Source organism: Nonomuraea sp. 3N208, assembly GCF_052245935.1.
Classification (GTDB): domain Bacteria; phylum Actinomycetota; class Actinomycetes; order Streptosporangiales; family Streptosporangiaceae; genus Nonomuraea.
The window spans coordinates 175,423-190,093 of the sequence record NZ_JBQQBR010000024.1; the positions used below are offsets into that span (position 1 = coordinate 175,423).

General features: G+C 66.5%; 13 protein-coding genes and 2 pseudogenes. 9 read left to right on the forward strand and 6 right to left on the reverse strand.

Going from position 1 to position 14,671, the window contains the following annotated elements; translation table 11 throughout:
- The first annotated feature begins 342 nt into the window (after positions 1-342).
- A complete protein-coding gene (locus ACTWPT_RS33320; RefSeq protein ID WP_443181487.1) occupies positions 343-744 on the forward strand; it encodes a hypothetical protein in 402 nt (133 codons plus the stop codon).
- On the opposite strand, the pseudogene ACTWPT_RS33325 reads toward ACTWPT_RS33320, so the two are convergent.
- The 3 genes and pseudogenes from ACTWPT_RS33325 to ACTWPT_RS33335 all read right to left on the reverse strand — a co-directional run.
- A pseudogene (locus ACTWPT_RS33325) lies at positions 732-863 on the reverse strand (transposase); the annotation flags it as partial. The gene ACTWPT_RS33320 and the pseudogene ACTWPT_RS33325 overlap by 13 nt on opposite strands.
- A 312-nt stretch (positions 864-1,175) precedes the next feature.
- Positions 1,176-1,646 (reverse strand): hypothetical protein, encoded by a 471-nt coding sequence (locus tag ACTWPT_RS33330; protein WP_443181473.1) that lies wholly within the window; start codon positions 1,644-1,646, stop codon positions 1,176-1,178.
- A 158-nt stretch (positions 1,647-1,804) separates the two neighbouring features.
- Positions 1,805-3,274 carry an MDR family MFS transporter gene (locus ACTWPT_RS33335; RefSeq protein ID WP_443181474.1) on the reverse strand — a complete coding sequence of 490 codons (1,470 nt, stop codon included), beginning with the start codon at positions 3,272-3,274 and terminating at the stop codon, positions 1,805-1,807.
- 36 nt (positions 3,275-3,310) lie between these two features.
- On the opposite strand from ACTWPT_RS33335, the gene ACTWPT_RS33340 reads away from it, so the two are divergent.
- The 4 genes from ACTWPT_RS33340 to ACTWPT_RS33355 all read left to right on the forward strand — a co-directional run bounded on the left by ACTWPT_RS33340 (position 3,311) and on the right by ACTWPT_RS33355 (position 7,075).
- Positions 3,311-3,532 carry a hypothetical protein gene (locus ACTWPT_RS33340; RefSeq protein ID WP_443181475.1) on the forward strand — a complete coding sequence of 74 codons (222 nt, stop codon included), beginning with the start codon at positions 3,311-3,313 and terminating at the stop codon, positions 3,530-3,532.
- Between the two features lie 444 nt (positions 3,533-3,976).
- Positions 3,977-4,894 (forward strand): carotenoid biosynthesis protein, encoded by a 918-nt coding sequence (locus tag ACTWPT_RS33345; RefSeq protein WP_443181476.1) that lies wholly within the window; start codon positions 3,977-3,979, stop codon positions 4,892-4,894.
- Between the two features lie 322 nt (positions 4,895-5,216).
- Positions 5,217-6,242: an ATP-binding cassette domain-containing protein gene (locus ACTWPT_RS33350; protein ID WP_443181477.1), complete on the forward strand. Its 1,026-nt coding sequence runs from the start codon at positions 5,217-5,219 to the stop codon at positions 6,240-6,242.
- The gene (locus ACTWPT_RS33355) at positions 6,239-7,075 is read left to right on the forward strand and encodes an ABC transporter permease (RefSeq protein ID WP_443181478.1); all 837 of its coding nucleotides are present in this window, start codon (positions 6,239-6,241) and stop codon (positions 7,073-7,075) included. The genes ACTWPT_RS33350 and ACTWPT_RS33355 overlap by 4 nt, the downstream gene beginning before the upstream one ends.
- Before the next feature lie 1,695 nt (positions 7,076-8,770).
- Here the strand turns inward: ACTWPT_RS33355 and ACTWPT_RS33360 are convergent.
- Positions 8,771-10,141, reverse strand: a pseudogene (locus tag ACTWPT_RS33360) (ATP-binding protein); the annotation flags it as partial.
- 286 nt (positions 10,142-10,427) lie between these two features.
- Between ACTWPT_RS33360 and ACTWPT_RS33365 the strand changes: the two are divergent.
- Entirely contained in the window at positions 10,428-11,093 is a 666-nt protein-coding gene (locus ACTWPT_RS33365; protein WP_443181479.1) for a maltokinase N-terminal cap-like domain-containing protein, read from the forward strand.
- Between the two features lie 560 nt (positions 11,094-11,653).
- On the forward strand, positions 11,654-12,559 hold the full coding sequence (locus ACTWPT_RS33370) for a class I SAM-dependent methyltransferase (protein WP_443181480.1): 906 nt from the start codon (positions 11,654-11,656) through the stop codon (positions 12,557-12,559).
- On the opposite strand, the gene ACTWPT_RS33375 is transcribed toward ACTWPT_RS33370, so the two are convergent.
- The gene (locus ACTWPT_RS33375; RefSeq protein WP_443181481.1) at positions 12,511-12,918 is read right to left on the reverse strand and encodes an IS110 family transposase; all 408 of its coding nucleotides are present in this window, start codon (positions 12,916-12,918) and stop codon (positions 12,511-12,513) included. The genes ACTWPT_RS33370 and ACTWPT_RS33375 overlap by 49 nt on opposite strands.
- A 38-nt stretch (positions 12,919-12,956) precedes the next feature.
- Between ACTWPT_RS33375 and ACTWPT_RS33380 the strand changes: the two genes are divergently transcribed.
- Positions 12,957-13,121 carry a hypothetical protein gene (locus ACTWPT_RS33380; protein ID WP_443181482.1) on the forward strand — a complete coding sequence of 55 codons (165 nt, stop codon included), beginning with the start codon at positions 12,957-12,959 and terminating at the stop codon, positions 13,119-13,121.
- A 70-nt stretch (positions 13,122-13,191) separates the two neighbouring features.
- Here ACTWPT_RS33380 and ACTWPT_RS33385 read toward each other — a convergent pair whose 3' ends face one another.
- Positions 13,192-13,647, reverse strand: coding sequence for a hypothetical protein (locus ACTWPT_RS33385; RefSeq protein ID WP_443181483.1), 456 nt, complete (start codon positions 13,645-13,647; stop codon positions 13,192-13,194).
- Positions 13,648-13,947: 300 nt separating this feature from the next.
- Here ACTWPT_RS33385 and ACTWPT_RS33390 point away from each other — a divergent pair, with 300 nt between their 5' ends.
- Positions 13,948-14,376: a hypothetical protein gene (locus ACTWPT_RS33390; protein WP_443181484.1), complete on the forward strand. Its 429-nt coding sequence runs from the start codon at positions 13,948-13,950 to the stop codon at positions 14,374-14,376.
- Positions 14,377-14,671: the final 295 nt, after the last annotated feature.

Sequence of the window (14,671 nt, forward strand, 5' to 3'; positions counted from 1 at the left end):
TGGGTGGCACAGTCGCGTGGGTGACGACGCGAACCTTCTGGTGGAGACGACGGCGTCCAGCGCCCTTTCCCCGGGATACTCTCCGCTCCCGGCTCTCCTGAAGGCCCGTGACATCGAAGCGCAGGACACCCCCTGGAGCCGCCACGCCCCCAACGACGACCACGCCCTGTGACGCCCACGTGGTCCGCGACCGCGATGCGCCTCACCGTAGTGACGAGGTGGTGTATGAATCGATCTTCGCGTGATCCTGTTTCTGCAGGTTAAGCGGTAAGTGTCTGCGGGAGTGGGCTCTGAGTCGGTGTGTCGCTTGCGATCAGCCGGGCCAGGCTCTCATCGACGCTCATGTCGGGTGACTGGAAGGGGTCGCCGGGCGCCGACCTGCTGTTCATCGAGTCCCCCGAGAGCGAGGTCGAGATGCGGCGCATCTGCGACACCTTCCGCGGCGTCGTCCCCGTGCTCAGTAACCAGATCGAGGGCGGCAGAACCCCGCTGGTGAGCGTGCGTGGGCTCCAGGAGATGGGCTATGCGCTCGTGATCTTCTCGGTCGGCGCGGCGTTCGCGGCCGCCCAGGGTATGCGGGACTACCTGAAGACGCTCGCCACCTGTGGCGAAACGGGCCCGGCCGTCGACAACATGATCACTTTCGACGCGTTCAACCGACTGATCGGCCTCGACGAGCACGCCGCGCTCGAGGAGCGGTACCGACTCCCTGAGCGCGGGTGCCCTAATGCGCGGGTGCGGTAGCCGTTGCGCCGGTTGGTCCGCTCGTCGCTGCGTTCGCCGTAGCCGGCCCCGCACAGGGTGTCGGCCTCGGCCATGATCTTCACCATGGATCGCAACAGATCCGGATCGCCGGTCTCGATCTGCCACGCCCTGGACCAGGTCAAACTCGTCCACCACTTCCGTGGACGCAACCGGCCATGACGTGTGGTTGTCCTGAACGTTGCCGATAGTCGGACGCGCGAAGAAGCCCCGCCCGGTCCGAGGACAAAGATTGGCTTCCCGGTTTCCGGGCTACAGTACTCAGCGGGGGCAGCGTGCCTCTGGCGATATGTGCCAGCTGTACAACGTGCAGCGAGCCCCTGGGAACCTCACTTGACCCTTGCACGTTTCATTCATGCCACCACTCTGCAAGGAGATTCATGAACCTCGGCCTGCCGGAAATCCTCATCCTGCTAGTGCTGCTGCTTATCTTCGTCGGGGTCGTTGGCGGTGTGGTGCTTCTCATCGTGTGGATGCGGCGCGTAATTCGCGACCGAAGGTAGATGAGATGAAAGAAGTCCTCCGATTCCCAGTCCTCGGAAGGACCAGGAAGCGGGCCTCTGCTGCCAGTTCGGACGGATCTCGGCCAGCAAACGAGGGACGTCGGACCGTGCGTGCGCAATGAACGCCGCGTTCTCATCCCACCGATCATCCGGACCTGCAACGTAGGGCTTCGGAAACTGCACCAAAGTGGCCGCCCCCATCTCACTGCCATTCCACGCCGGCCAACGCTCACCGCGCCCAGTGTCGGGTACGGTGCTGACGCCGACCAAGTTGGCGGCGGCATCATCGTCAAGGAACCGCACGTACCACGGTCCTGGAGTTGCGGCTTGAGCACGACTCTCGATCTCCCGCAACTCCTTATCACTGACAGGCTCGCTCATCTGTCAACGCTATGCGTCCTGGCCGCCGTCCGGGCCGTGGAGTGGGCGCTCGGCCCAGACGGTGCGCCCGGCATCTGTGGCGGCGGACCTGATCTGCCGGTTGCCGGGCAGGCACAGCCCGCCCGGCACGACAGATCAGAGCGTCCCACTCCCCGCCGTCACGCCGGTGCTTCCTCGAGCTCGCCGGCGTGCTCGCCGGCGTTGTCCGCCCGGGCCGGTAGGAGCAGGGCGGTGATGACCACAGCCACGGACAGCACCGCGCCGATGATGAAGGCCAGCCGCATGCCGTCGAGGTTGGCGACTGCCCCGGTGACTCCAGCGGCTGTCAGGGCATCGGCTCGCGCGCTCATCACGGTGATCACGAGCGCGGTGCCGAAGGCCGCGGAGACCTGCTGCAGCGTGCTCAGGATCGAGCTGCCGTGGGAGTAGAGATGCCGGGGAACCGCTCCGAGCCCGAGAGTGAACACCGGGGTGAAGGTCGCGGCCAGACTCACCATCATTAGCGCGTGCAGGCCGAGAAGCTGCCAGTACGGCATGGTCATCGTGACCTGGGTGAAGCCGGTGAGCGCGAGCATGATCCCGATCGCGCCGGGGATGACCAGAACCCGGCCGCCGAACTTGTCGAACAGTCGGCCGACGGTCGGACCCAGCAGTCCCATCGCGAGGCCGCCCGGCATCACGAGGAGTCCGGTCTCCAGGGCGCTGAGCCCGCGGACGTTCTGCAGATACAGCGGCAGCAAGATCATCGAGCCGAGCATCGACATGAAGGCAACCGACATCAAGATCAGCGCGACCGTGTAGGTGCGGTTGCGCAGGGTACGCAGGTCCATCAGCGGCACGCCGCGCTTCTGCAACGACATCTGGCGGACGACGAAGACGGCGATGGCGACCAGGCCGGCCGCCACGATTGTGGCGGCAACGCCGACGTCACCGCCCTCGAACCGGCTGAGCCCGTAGACCAGGCCGCCGAAACCGGCGGCGGCGGTCATCACGCTCAACCAGTCGATGGTGCTGAACTGGGGCTCTCCGACGTTCTTGAGCTGCTTCAGACCGCGCCATGTGATCACGGCGGCGATGGGGAACACCACGGCGAACAGCAGCCGCCAAGATCCGAATTGGAGGATCACGCCCGAGACCGCCGGGCCCATTGCGGGCGCGACAGAGATGGCCAGGGTGACGTTGCCCATCACCCGGCCCCGGTCTTCCTCGGGCACGACCTGCATCAGCGTGGTCATCAGCAGCGGCATCATCACGGCCGTCCCGGACGCCTGGATGATGCGGGCGCCCAGCAGCAACTCGAACGTCGGCGCGACGGCGGCCAACGCCGTGCCGAGCAGGAACAAACCCATCGCGGTGGTGTACGCGCTACGGGTGGACACCCGCTGCAGGAACCACCCGGTGATCGGGATGACAGCCGCCATAGTCAGCATGAATGCGGTCGAGAGCCACTGCGCGGTCTGTTCGGTGATGTTCAGCGCGCCCATCAGCCGCGGGATCGCATTGATCATGATCGTCTCGTTGAGGATGACCACGAACGTGGCGAGCACCAGCAGCCGGATCACGGCCGGGGTGCGACCTGGAACGGCGGTCGCGGATTTGGCAGGTGAGTCGAGCTTTGGGCTGGACACGGCACCTCTATCGGGGTTGTCGGACATGACGTGGTCATGGCTGGCGTCGCAGCCTTGGGTCTCATAAGAAGTCGTGGTCATGCACAGACTGACCTGTGCCACCGACAAAACTCATCGACCGCGCCCAACATTCCGGCAAGCGATGCGAAATGTCACCCGATTTTCACCGGCGGCGAAGAGAACGAGTTGCTGGCCGGCAAGAGCGGCGCCACCCGGCTCGGGTTCGCGCTCCTGCTCACGCGAGCCGACGGTCGCTGATGAGGACAAGCCGACCTTCTGGCTGGCTGGTGACATCTGCCCAGTGGAGAGCGCACCCACCAGGGCGAAGGCGAACAGCACGGGGAGGGGGCACGAGCAGCCGGCGCACAGCTCACTGATCCAGGCGTACTCCGTGCAGAGTAGGTCCCGGCATTTCTGCGCCGAGCGCGGTAGCCGAGACTTCCCCGACTGTGCGACGACGTTCCCGGCTTCCCGGGCGAGCATCGTCGATGACACTGATGTCGATCCTGGGAGCAGACAATGCGCAAGATCTACGTCGTCATGCTCGGGCCGGCCCTCGCAGTGAGCGCCGCGATCGCCGCGATCGCCGCGTTCCCGGGCGGCTCACCGGGCTCACGTTCCTGATCGCCGCTCGCATCGTCGTTCAGGCTACTCAGGACCTGCGCTCGCCCTTACCAGGTCAACATAAATACGGAGGCGATCATGGCCGCCAATCACCGCCGATCAGCGTCGACCATCTTATGGATCATCACCGGCCTCGTGCTGATCCTCCTGCTGACGAGAAACCTCAGTCCCGGCATCGGCACCCCCGTACTCCTTCTCACCCAAACGGTGTTCACGCTGCTGCACGGCTCCCGCCGGTATGGCTGGCGCGCGATTCTCGTGTATTACGCGGTCACGCTGCTGGTCAGCAACATCCTGGAGAACCTCAGCATCCTCACCGGCTTCCCGTTCGGGAACTACCACTACACCCAGGGTCCGCAGCTCTTCCTGGTCCCGGTGATGATCGGGCCCGCCTATGTGGCCACCGGCTACCTGGCGTGGACGGTCGCCACACTGCTGGTCGGAGAGGTCCGCCGTGCTTCCGGCTGGCTGACCACCATCGGGACACCGATCATCGCGTCCTTTGCCATGGTTGCCTGGGATCTGTCGATGGATCCCACCCTTTCCACCATCCTGAAGCTGTGGATCTGGGAGAACAGCGGCGGATTCTTCGGCGTGCCCCTGGTCAACTTCCTCGGGTGGTCGTTGACGACCTACTTGTTCCTGCAGCTCTTCGCACTGTACCTGCGCTACTACGGTCCAGAGCCGAAGAGGACGCCCGAGCCGAGCACAGCATCCCACGTGCAGCCCCTGGTGCTGTACGCCGCGACCGCCGGGTCTTTCGTCGTCGCCTTCCTGACCCGCGAGCGCACCACCGTGACCGACGCTCTAGGACAGACGTGGCGTACCGGCGACATCTATGAAACGTCGGTGCTGACCACGATCTACGGCATGATCTTCATCACCATCCTGGCCGCACTCAACCTCGCCCGGCGAAGCACCCCCGCCCCGGCGAACCCGCCCGACGCCTCCCGTGATCCCAGCCCAGCGAGCACCCCAGCCGGCTCCACGACCTGAGGTGATGAAGCATGTCCACCGTACGCGCCCAACGCCCGACCGCACTCCTGGACCGGCGACCCGCTGCGCGCATCCGCCGGCGCGCCCGCACCCCGCAACCCCGGACCGCACCAAGGCCCTCGACCGCTGCCGGCCTTCCTGCGCAGCGACTTCGTCGGCCGGGCTCGGCCGGCTCACCAACCAGCAGCTCATCGACACGCACCTGAGACACCTTGCTTCGCAAGCTCGCCCGGCTGGCGGAGGAACGAATCAGCGGAGCCCCCGGCAACCGGTGAAACCTGGTCGAGGGTGCCGTGAAACCGGCTCCGCCGAGAGTGAAGCCATGAGCATCACAGAACTCGGACGTACCGGGCGCGGCCCAGCCCCCGACGGGGGCGCCGAACTGGCCGTACGTGCGGAAGGGCTGGTGAAGACGTTCGGCGAGCACCGTGCCGTCGACGGGATCGATCTGGACATACGCCCCGGTGAGATCTTCGGCGTCCTCGGCCCGAACGGCGCCGGCAAGACCACCACGCTACGGATGCTGGCCACCCTGTTGAAGATCGACGTGGGCCGTGCCGAGATCTTCGGGGTCGACGTGGCCGGCAACCCGCACGTGATCCGCCAGCTGGTCGGCGTCACCGGACAGTACGCGTCGGTCGACGAGAACCTGACTGCCCGCGAGAACCTCTGGCTCTTCAGCCGCCTGCAGGGCATCGCCGCGCCGCGCGCCCGGCGCATCGCCACCGAGTTGCTGGGCCAGTTCGGCCTGGAGGAGGCCGCCGACAAACCGATCGCCCAGTTCTCCGGCGGCATGCGCCGGCGCCTCGACCTGGCGGCCAGCCTGATCACCAGGCCACCGCTGATCTTCCTCGACGAGCCGACCACCGGTCTCGATCCGCGCACGCGCGGCGAGATGTGGGACACCATCCGCGGTCTGGTCGCCGACGGCTGCACGGTGCTGCTGACCACGCAATATCTGGACGAGGCCGACCAGCTCGCCGATCGGATCGCCGTCATCGACCACGGCCGGAAAGTCGCCGAGGGCACCCCCGACGAGTTGAAGACCGCGGTCGGCAACTCCGCCCTCCAATTGCTGCTCGCCGACCGGGGCGAGGTGCCCGCCGCCGTGGAGGTCGTGCGGCGCGTCCTCGGCTCCGACCCGGTCGCCATCCCGGAGCAGGGCCGCCTCAACGTCGCCCTCGACCGGGCCGACCTGGCTGCGGACGTACTGATCGCGCTGCGCACCGCCGGGGTGTCGATCTCCTCGGTGAGCGTGGCCAAGCCCAGCCTGGATGAGGTGTTCCTCGCCCTCACCGGCCACGAGACGAACCGGGACAACGAGACCGGCACGGAGGAGAACCGATGAGCACCATGATCGCACCTGCCCGCGAGGCGGTCCGGGCCGCCGACCGCGTGGCGGCCGCCCGGCGGCGCGTCTCCATGGGGGAGACGCTCGGTCAGACCCTGACGATGGCGTGGCGGGCGCTCAAGAAGATGCGCCGCAACCCGGAGCAGTTCTTCGACGTGGCGCTGCAGCCCATTCTGTTCACCGCGATGTTCGCCTTCATTTTCGGCGGCGCCATCGCCGGCGACGTGGAGAGCTACCTCCCCCTGATGATCCCCGGCATCCTCGCCCAGACCGTGCTGACGACGTGCATGGCCACGGGCACGCAACTCCGCGAGGACATGGAGAAGGGTGTCTTCGACCGGTTCAAGTCGTTGCCGATCGCCCGGATCGCGCCGCTCGCCGGCCCGATGGTGGCCGACCTGCTGCGCTACACGATCGCGGCCACTCTGACCTTCGCCATGGGCCTGGTGATGGGCTACCGGCCGGGCGGCGGGGCGGGCGGCGTGCTGGCCGCGATCCTGCTGGCGATCTTCACGGGCTGGTCGCTGGCGTGGGTCTTCACCTGGGTCGGCACGATCGCCCGGAGCGCCCAGGCCGTGCAGGGCATCTCCATGATGATCTTGTTCCCACTGACGTTCCTGTCGAACGCGTTCGTCCCCGTCGAGACCTTGCCCAGCTGGCTGGCCGCCTTCGTACGGATCAACCCGGTCTCACACCTGGTCACGGCCGCCCGCGACCTCGCCAACAGCGCCCTCATCAGCGGAGAGGTGGCCTGGACCCTCCTGGCGTGCCTGATCGTCATCGCGATCTTCGCGCCGCTGTCGGTACGCAGCTACAAGCGGCACATGTGACCTCCGCTCGTCACGGTCGGAGACCTGCTCCATGAGACTCCGCGCCTCGTTGAGCAGGTCGGAGCCGCGTCGATCGCCGTACTCGGCCCGCACGGCGGCGATCATGCCGGTCGCGGCCCGCTCCGCGTACGGTTCGATCCGCTCGAAGGTCATGCTGGGCATACTGCTGTTGTACGCGAACCGCTCGGCCAGCACCAGCAACCCGATCGCGTCGCGCGGGGCCATGGCTCCCCGCAGCAGCCCCCAGGCGCCGAGCGCGAAGAGCATCGAGCCGCACACCGGGTAGTCGAGGAGAGGGTATCCCACGGCCAGCAGGTCGTAGCCCCGGACGGTGGAGAACAGCTCCTCGCCGTACCGGACGTCTTCCGGCGGGGCGTGGTACGCGTACGCCGTCAGGGCGACCGACTCCGCGGTGACCGTCCACGGCATGGCCTCCGTGCGCGGCAACCCGGGCAGGCGCAGGTCGCGCGCCCGCTGGACGGCCAGCCGGTATTCCGCGAGCGCGGCGGCCGTCTCGCCGCGGGCGAGGGCGAGCTCGGCCGTGCACAATGAGACGATCGCCACCCCGCCGAGCACCACCCCGTTGTCGTTGATCCGGATGATCTCGGCGAGCTCGGCCTCCGCGGTGTCGAGGTCGCCGTCGGCGAGCGCGGAGACCAGCAGCACTGCGCGGAGCTGGGTCTCGTCGTCGGTGGCGCCGAGCCGGCTCAGCACCGGGATGGCGGTCCGCGCGTGTCCGAGCGCCCGCCGACGGTCGCCGAGCTGCATGACAAGGTGGGCCAGCATGGCGTGCATGATCGCGGGGAGCCACGGCCCCACGTCCATGTCCTCGCGGAGCATCGTCAGGGTCCGCTCGGCGGCCTCGATCGCCCCGATCGCGTCTCCCGCGTTCTCCAAGACGTGGACGCTCGTCTGCGTCGCCGCAAAGGCCACGTCACGGTCGGCGCTCCGGCACAACTCCGCCAGTCGGCGCAGCACGTCGGCGCCGTCGACCGCGTCGCACGCGAGCACCACCGTGGCCATCGCCGCCACGCGGGGATCCGTCGCGTCACTGGTAGGCAGGGTACGGAGGAGGTCGCGCAGCGGATCGCGGCGGCGCTCGCTGATGACCATGGTGTTCATGAGCGTGATCAGCATGGCGGCCTTGGTCACCTCGACGAGGTGCGGCGGCGGCACCCAGCCGTTGATCACCTGGGTGATCGCGTCCCGGTGAACGAGGATCCGGGAGTGGTCGCCACGGATCGTCCACAGTGCGCCGACGCCGGCCAGCAACTGGACCGTCGTGACGGGATCGGGCTCGCCGAGAGCCTGCCGGAGCAGATCGGCGAGATTGCTCTCCTCGGCGCGCAACGCGTCGGCCGCCGCGAACTGCGCCGGGCTGAGCAGCTCGGAGGCGTGTTCGAGGGCGTACGCCGTCGCCCAGGCCCGCTGCGCCGCCCGAGCGGGCGCCTCCTCGCCGGCCTCCTTCAGCCGCATCCGCCCGAACTCCCTGACGGTCTCCAGCATCCGGTAGCGGAGGCCGTACGTCGTCTCGCGGACGCTCAGCATCGACTGCTCGGTCAGCGCGTCCACGACGTGCAGGGCGTCCGGGCCGAGTACGTGTTCGGCCGCGGCCAGCGTGAAACCGTCACCGAACAGCGACAACCACCGCAACGCCTGCCGTTCTGGCTCGTCCAGCAGATTCCACGACCAGTCGATGACCGCGAGCAGCGTCTGGTGCCGGTCGGGGGCCGTACGGTTCCCGCCGCGCAGCAGGGCGAACCGGTCCGCCAGGCGCCGCGCGATCTCCTCCACCGACATCACCCGCACCTTGGCCGCGGCCAGCTCGATCGCGAGCGGCAGCCCGTCGAGGCGGGCGACGACCTCCTCGACCACTCCCTCGTCGATCCGCACACCAGGGCGAGCGGCCGTGGCGCGCTGGCGGAACAACTCCACTGCGTCGCCCGCGGGCAGCTCGCCGAGCAGGTAGACGCGTTCGGCGGGGATCGACAAGGGGGCGCGCGAGGTGATGAGCACCCGCAGGTCGCGGGTCGTCACGGTCAGGAACGCCACCAGGTCGGCGACGGCCTCGATCACGTGCTCGCAGTTGTCCAGGATCAGCAGCGCCGGAGCCTGGTCGAGATGCTGGGCGATCCGGGCGCGAACGTCGGAGCGCTGCTCGGCGGTCAGGGCACGACGCCCGCTGACCGAGTCCCGAACCCCGAGCGCCGAGCCCACTTCGCCCACAACACCCTCCGGCGAGGAGACGCCGACGAGCTCGACGAAGTGAGCGACGGGCTGCGTGGCATTCCTGCCGACGACATGAGCCAACCGCGTCTTGCCCAGCCCACCAGGGCCGACGATGGAGACCACCCGGTTGGTCTGCAACAGGGCGTGCACCGCACGGATGTCGCCGTCGCGGCCGAGCAGCGAGGAACCGTCGAACAGGATTCCCTCACGCACCGGCCGATCCGCGACGAGGAGTTCGGCGTACACGCGGGCGAGCTCAGGCCCTGGTTCGGTGCCGAGCCGCGCGACCAGGCCCGCGCGATACCGCTCGTAGCGCTCCAGAGCGGCCGCGGCACCTCGTACGGCGGCCTCGCTGCGCAGCAGGCAGGCGAGCAGCTCCTCGTCGTACGGCCGATCGGCCGCGGCCTCCTCCAGCAGCGGCAGCGCGCCCTCGTGAGCGCCGCTCCGGCCCCGCGCGATCGCCGCCACCCGTCGCGCCTCGGCCACCCACCCTGCTACGACGCCCCTCAGCTCAGCGAGCGCGCCCGTGGCGCCGTCCAAGCCGCCCGTCATGAGATCCATGGCCTCTTCGGCGCGGCGACGCGCGAGCGTCGTATCGTCCTCGCCCAGTGCGGCCCGTGCCTGCTCCACCAGCGTGCCGAGCAGCAGCGCGTCCACCTGATCAGCGGGCAGCCCGAGCCGGTAACCGCGCGGGATCCGCACCACGACTTCGGCGCAGGTCGCCGCCCTGGTCCTAGAGACGACCACCTGCAGCGCCTTCGTCGGGTTGGCCGGCGCCTCGTCGGGCCACAACTCCTCGACCAGGCGCTCGTCACTGACCCCTGCACGCCCGTGCATGGCGAGCACGGCCAGCAGGGTCTGCGCGCGATCGCCGACCACGCGCACACCCCGCCAGCGGACGCCGTCGAGTAGGACCAGTGTGGGGGACACGCCCCCAGCTTACGGATGAGTCACAAATGAGGAGCGTGACCGCGAGTACCTCGACGAACGGATCGACCCTGACGCGGTCGAGATCAAGCCCAAGATGCTCGTGGATCTTGTCGGCTGAAGGACCGCTCTCCCAGCGCCACGCAGATGTGAAGATGTGAAGGTCGTCCCCGCTCAACGGAAGAGAATCCTCGGCATGGCCGTCATCCACAACACCGCCCTCAAACCGACCAAGCTGGAACTGCTCACCTCCTGGCTACCCTCCCGGCCGTGGTACTTCGGCGGCGCAGGCGAACCGGAATTGGCCAAGGCCGGCGGCTTCCGGCTGGACGACCCCCAGGGTGAGGTCGGGATCGAGTTCATGGTGGTCACCGACACCTCCGGCACTCACCCGACCAGCTACCTGGTGCCGCTCACTTACCGCGGTGCCCCGCTCGACGGGGCGGAGCACGCCCTCGTCGGCACCATGGAGCACGGGGTGCTGGGGCGGCGCTGGGCCTACGACGGGTGCCACGACCCGGTGCTGGTCGCCCAGTTGCTGGCCCTGATCGAGGGCCGGGTCCAGGCCCAGGACCAAAACATCAGCGACACTCCCGACCGGGAGGTCACCCGCTCCTACATCGGTGACGGCCTCGACCTCACGGACTTCACCGCCACTGCCATCGACGACCAAGAGGGCACTAAGCTGCCTGCACCGCATGGTACGGGCCTTCGCTTGCACCGGGTCCTGCGTCCCGCCCCGAACAATGCGTCTCTCCTTCCACCGGAAATGATTGGCCACGTTGCCGGCTCCTGGCAACTGCCGGATGGCACCCGCGCGCGGGGGCTGTTCGTTGTCTTGTACACCGGCGCTCGTGCCTAGATCTCAGCGAGGGGCGAGTCATTTCCGGCGCTCTCCTGGGGAACTCCGTCCGGTGCTCCCAAGGTGGCTCCCAAAGAGGCCGAAGAAACCGCACGATCTCCAGAACGCCGAAGGCGCGCCCCAGGGTTCCCACTGGTGACGGGCCTTTCGCATGTGCGCGGCCGAGAGGACTCGAACCCCTAACCTTCTGAGATCCGTAGGGAAGACTCAGCGCAGTAGTTTCATGGCTTTGATCAGGCTAAATGCGAGTCGGATAGTCAGTGCAATTCGTTATTGGGGGACATTGGGGGATCGCTCACAGGGGAACGAGAGCAAGCGTGATCCCACCAAGTTGGCAAGCGACAGCAGGGGCACGCGGGGAGTAAAGTTCGTCGACGTCCGGAAGGCGACAGACGTTGTGCGTTCACCGAATGGTTAGACATGATGTGAACAGTGACTGACATTTAAGTGTCTAAGGCGCGTGCCTGCCTTCCCGGCTGGAGTTCAGAGACTTGGCACGGAATCCGGCGTTAGCTGAACATTGCTCGACATAAGGAAACTATGGCTGCTAGCGTCCGGGCATGTCCGAACCGAGTCTCACCGCCGCGCTGGAGCGTATTCCCGGTTGGTTTTGGCCAGCCGACCAGCGCCTGTTCGAGTGGTTCCTATCGGGCACTGTTCCGGGCGACGTCCTCGAACTCGGGACGTACCTCGGTAAGAGCGCCGTACTGATCGGCGCGCATGTGCGGGAGGGGGAGACCTTCACCGTCTGCGACCTGTTCGAATCCGACGCGCCGGAGGCGGACAACAACGCCGAGACCACTAGGTCGTACTCCACGCTCACTCGCCGCCAGTTTGAGCAGAACTATCTGAGCATCCACGACGCCCTGCCCGAGATCGTGCACGGGCCGACGTCGATCATTCTCGATCACGTGAAGGCGGACACCTGCAGGTTCGTCCATGTCGACGCGTCGCACCTCTACACGCACGTCAAAGGGGACGTTCTGGCGGCGCGGACCGTGCTCAAGGATGGCGGGATCGTCGTCTTCGACGACTACCGCAGCGAGCACACGCCCGGCGTCGCGCTCGCGGTCTGGGAGGCGGTCGCCGGTCTCGGGCTGGCGCCGATCTGCATCAGTTCGCAGAAGCTGTACGCGACGTGGGGTGATCCCGCGCCTGTTCAGCGACGCCTGCTCGAATGGCTCGAGTCCCGTTCTGGCCTGTGGCACACCACGGATGTACTCGGGGATCGGGAGCTCGTACGCGTCAACCAGCGCAAGAAGCCGAAGTCTGCGTCGCCGGAGAACGGCCTGGACCAGCTCACCGCCGAGCTGCGGCGCACGACGGCGGAGCTGAAAAAGGTCACGGCGGAGTCGCAGAACGCCGTCCAGGCGCTGAAGAAGGCCACCAGGGAGGTCAGCCTGCTCGGCCCCGTCGCTCATCGCGCGGCCGGCTGGCTCCGCCGGCGCTCCACTCCCCGAAAGTAATTCGCTCGGGCTCGAGATTGAACTCTTCTTTCAACCGTCGTATCGGCGGCCAGTTGTCGATGCAGGTGCGCATCGGTGCGCAGCAGATGGGCTGAGACCAGCGCGTCGGCGACATCGGATTTGCCATGGGCGCGATGGTGCCGATCCCGGTACCGGTCGACCGACTTGGGGTTGATCGGGTAGATCGCATACCCCGCGGCCAGCAGCGCGGAGACCAGCAGACCATGTTCCGTCTCGATCGCGATCTTGAGCGACCCAGACCGGAGATCGTGCTGGGCAAACAGAGTCATCAGGTCGGCGAACCCTGTTGCCGTGTTGTCGATGCGTAGCTTGGCGACCTTGCGTCCGTCCTGATCCACCAGGGCCAGGGTTGCTGAACGTCCCGCCGTTCAGCACAGTGCGCATCACCGATCCTCGCTACGTCGACGTCGCCGACGAACGCTGGGATGAGAACGCTCATTTCATCGCGAACGCCCGCCAAGATATCCCGCGACTGATCGCCGAAATCAAACGACTCCGTCAGGTACTCACCCAAAAGGGCCACCAAGACCTCGAGGCGTAATAACGCTCACCGCCGATCCACAGGTATTGACAATTGCTCGTCGATTGGGGTTGCGGCACTTTGCCGCTGTCTATGTCAGGAAATCCCGACCCCTACGCTCGATAAAGGCGCTCCAGATCCCGATCCCTGCGAGGGCGACGAGCGCAACGCCCCAGAGGGCATATGAAATCCAACTCAGAGGGCTGATCACGAATGGGTCGTTGCCGTCGGTAGCGCTCAGGGTACCTGTGATCACGGAAAATTCGATCAATGCGACAGGTAAGATCATCATCCCGAATGCGCGTTGGTTGAATGGCTTGGTGGGCGCTGGAGGGGCGACCTCTGAAGGCTGGTGCGACTTCAGGGTGAACCAGGCTGCCACGCTCACGATAGAGACTCCGGCGAACCCTGCGCTGATCATGAATGCCCAGTCAAACGGATCACGGACGTTATATGGCTCTCCAAGCGTGATTTTGAGGACCCTAGGGATCAAGGGCAGGAGAGTTATTAGAACTGTTAGCTTCGCCAAGCCAGGCAGTTTTGGCATGGGGTTGATTATGGTGCAAGGTCGACTGTCTTTCCAAGGTTCTGCACTGGTCGAGATCTCCGCGCAGCTCGCGCCGGCTGGGCTGCTCTTCATTCGGCGAGTGGAAGGATAAGCCCGGCAAACTCACCGATTTTCGAGCCAGGCGGAGCAATCACCCTGCTCGACTGATCAAGACCGTGGTCAGGAATGTGTGGATGGTAGCCACGGTGAGTCCGCGTGCGGGGATGTTGCTGTCAGCACTGCTGTCACCACCCAATAGAGAGCTTCCAAGATCACTCAGGTGTGCGGGACTATGTCCTCATGTCAGTGACTGAGTTCGCCGGCGTGACCCAGGACAAGGATCGTGGCGTCACCTCGAAGGGAGGACTCTATGAGTTCTGGACCGAGGACTTCGCGCACATCTATCTGCACGACACCGACTTCAGACGCTTGACCTACCAGCCCGGCAGGCCGCCAGTGCTGGAGTTGCAGTTCGTCTACGAGCTGCAATGGGCTCCACCCGAACTGTCAAAGACGCCTGTTGTGGTCTTCCGGTTCGAGAATGTCCGCATCGTCGAGTGGCACGAGGATCAGGAAGGCCATGGCTGCGTGACCGCTGACCCCGATGCTCCGCCTGGGCAGGTCGAGCTCTTTGACTGGGACGGCGCCGACCTGTTCAGCCTGTACACCTTCACGTTGTACCTAACCTTCCACGCATCGCGAGCAGAGGTGACCGTACGCGCGGAGTAAAGCATGGAACCGCGGCCCACCTAGTCGAGCACAGGCCACTTCATTACGAGTGAAAATACGACCGTGCACGGACATCGACCCCGGGTCCAGGACGCCTGCTCTGGCGTTGCGAAGAGAGGCAGCCGTTCCACGGCCGTCCATGATTGTCCGGAGCCGTTGTTAGCACTCCTGACCGGAAAATAAGGACCTCAGCCGGGCAGGCGGCAGCGAACCCCGGCTGGTGATCGCCGGTGGGGTTGGCCCGGGGACGGTGTCAGGCAGCCTGGGTCAGGGTGACGGTGAAGCCGAGCGCTTG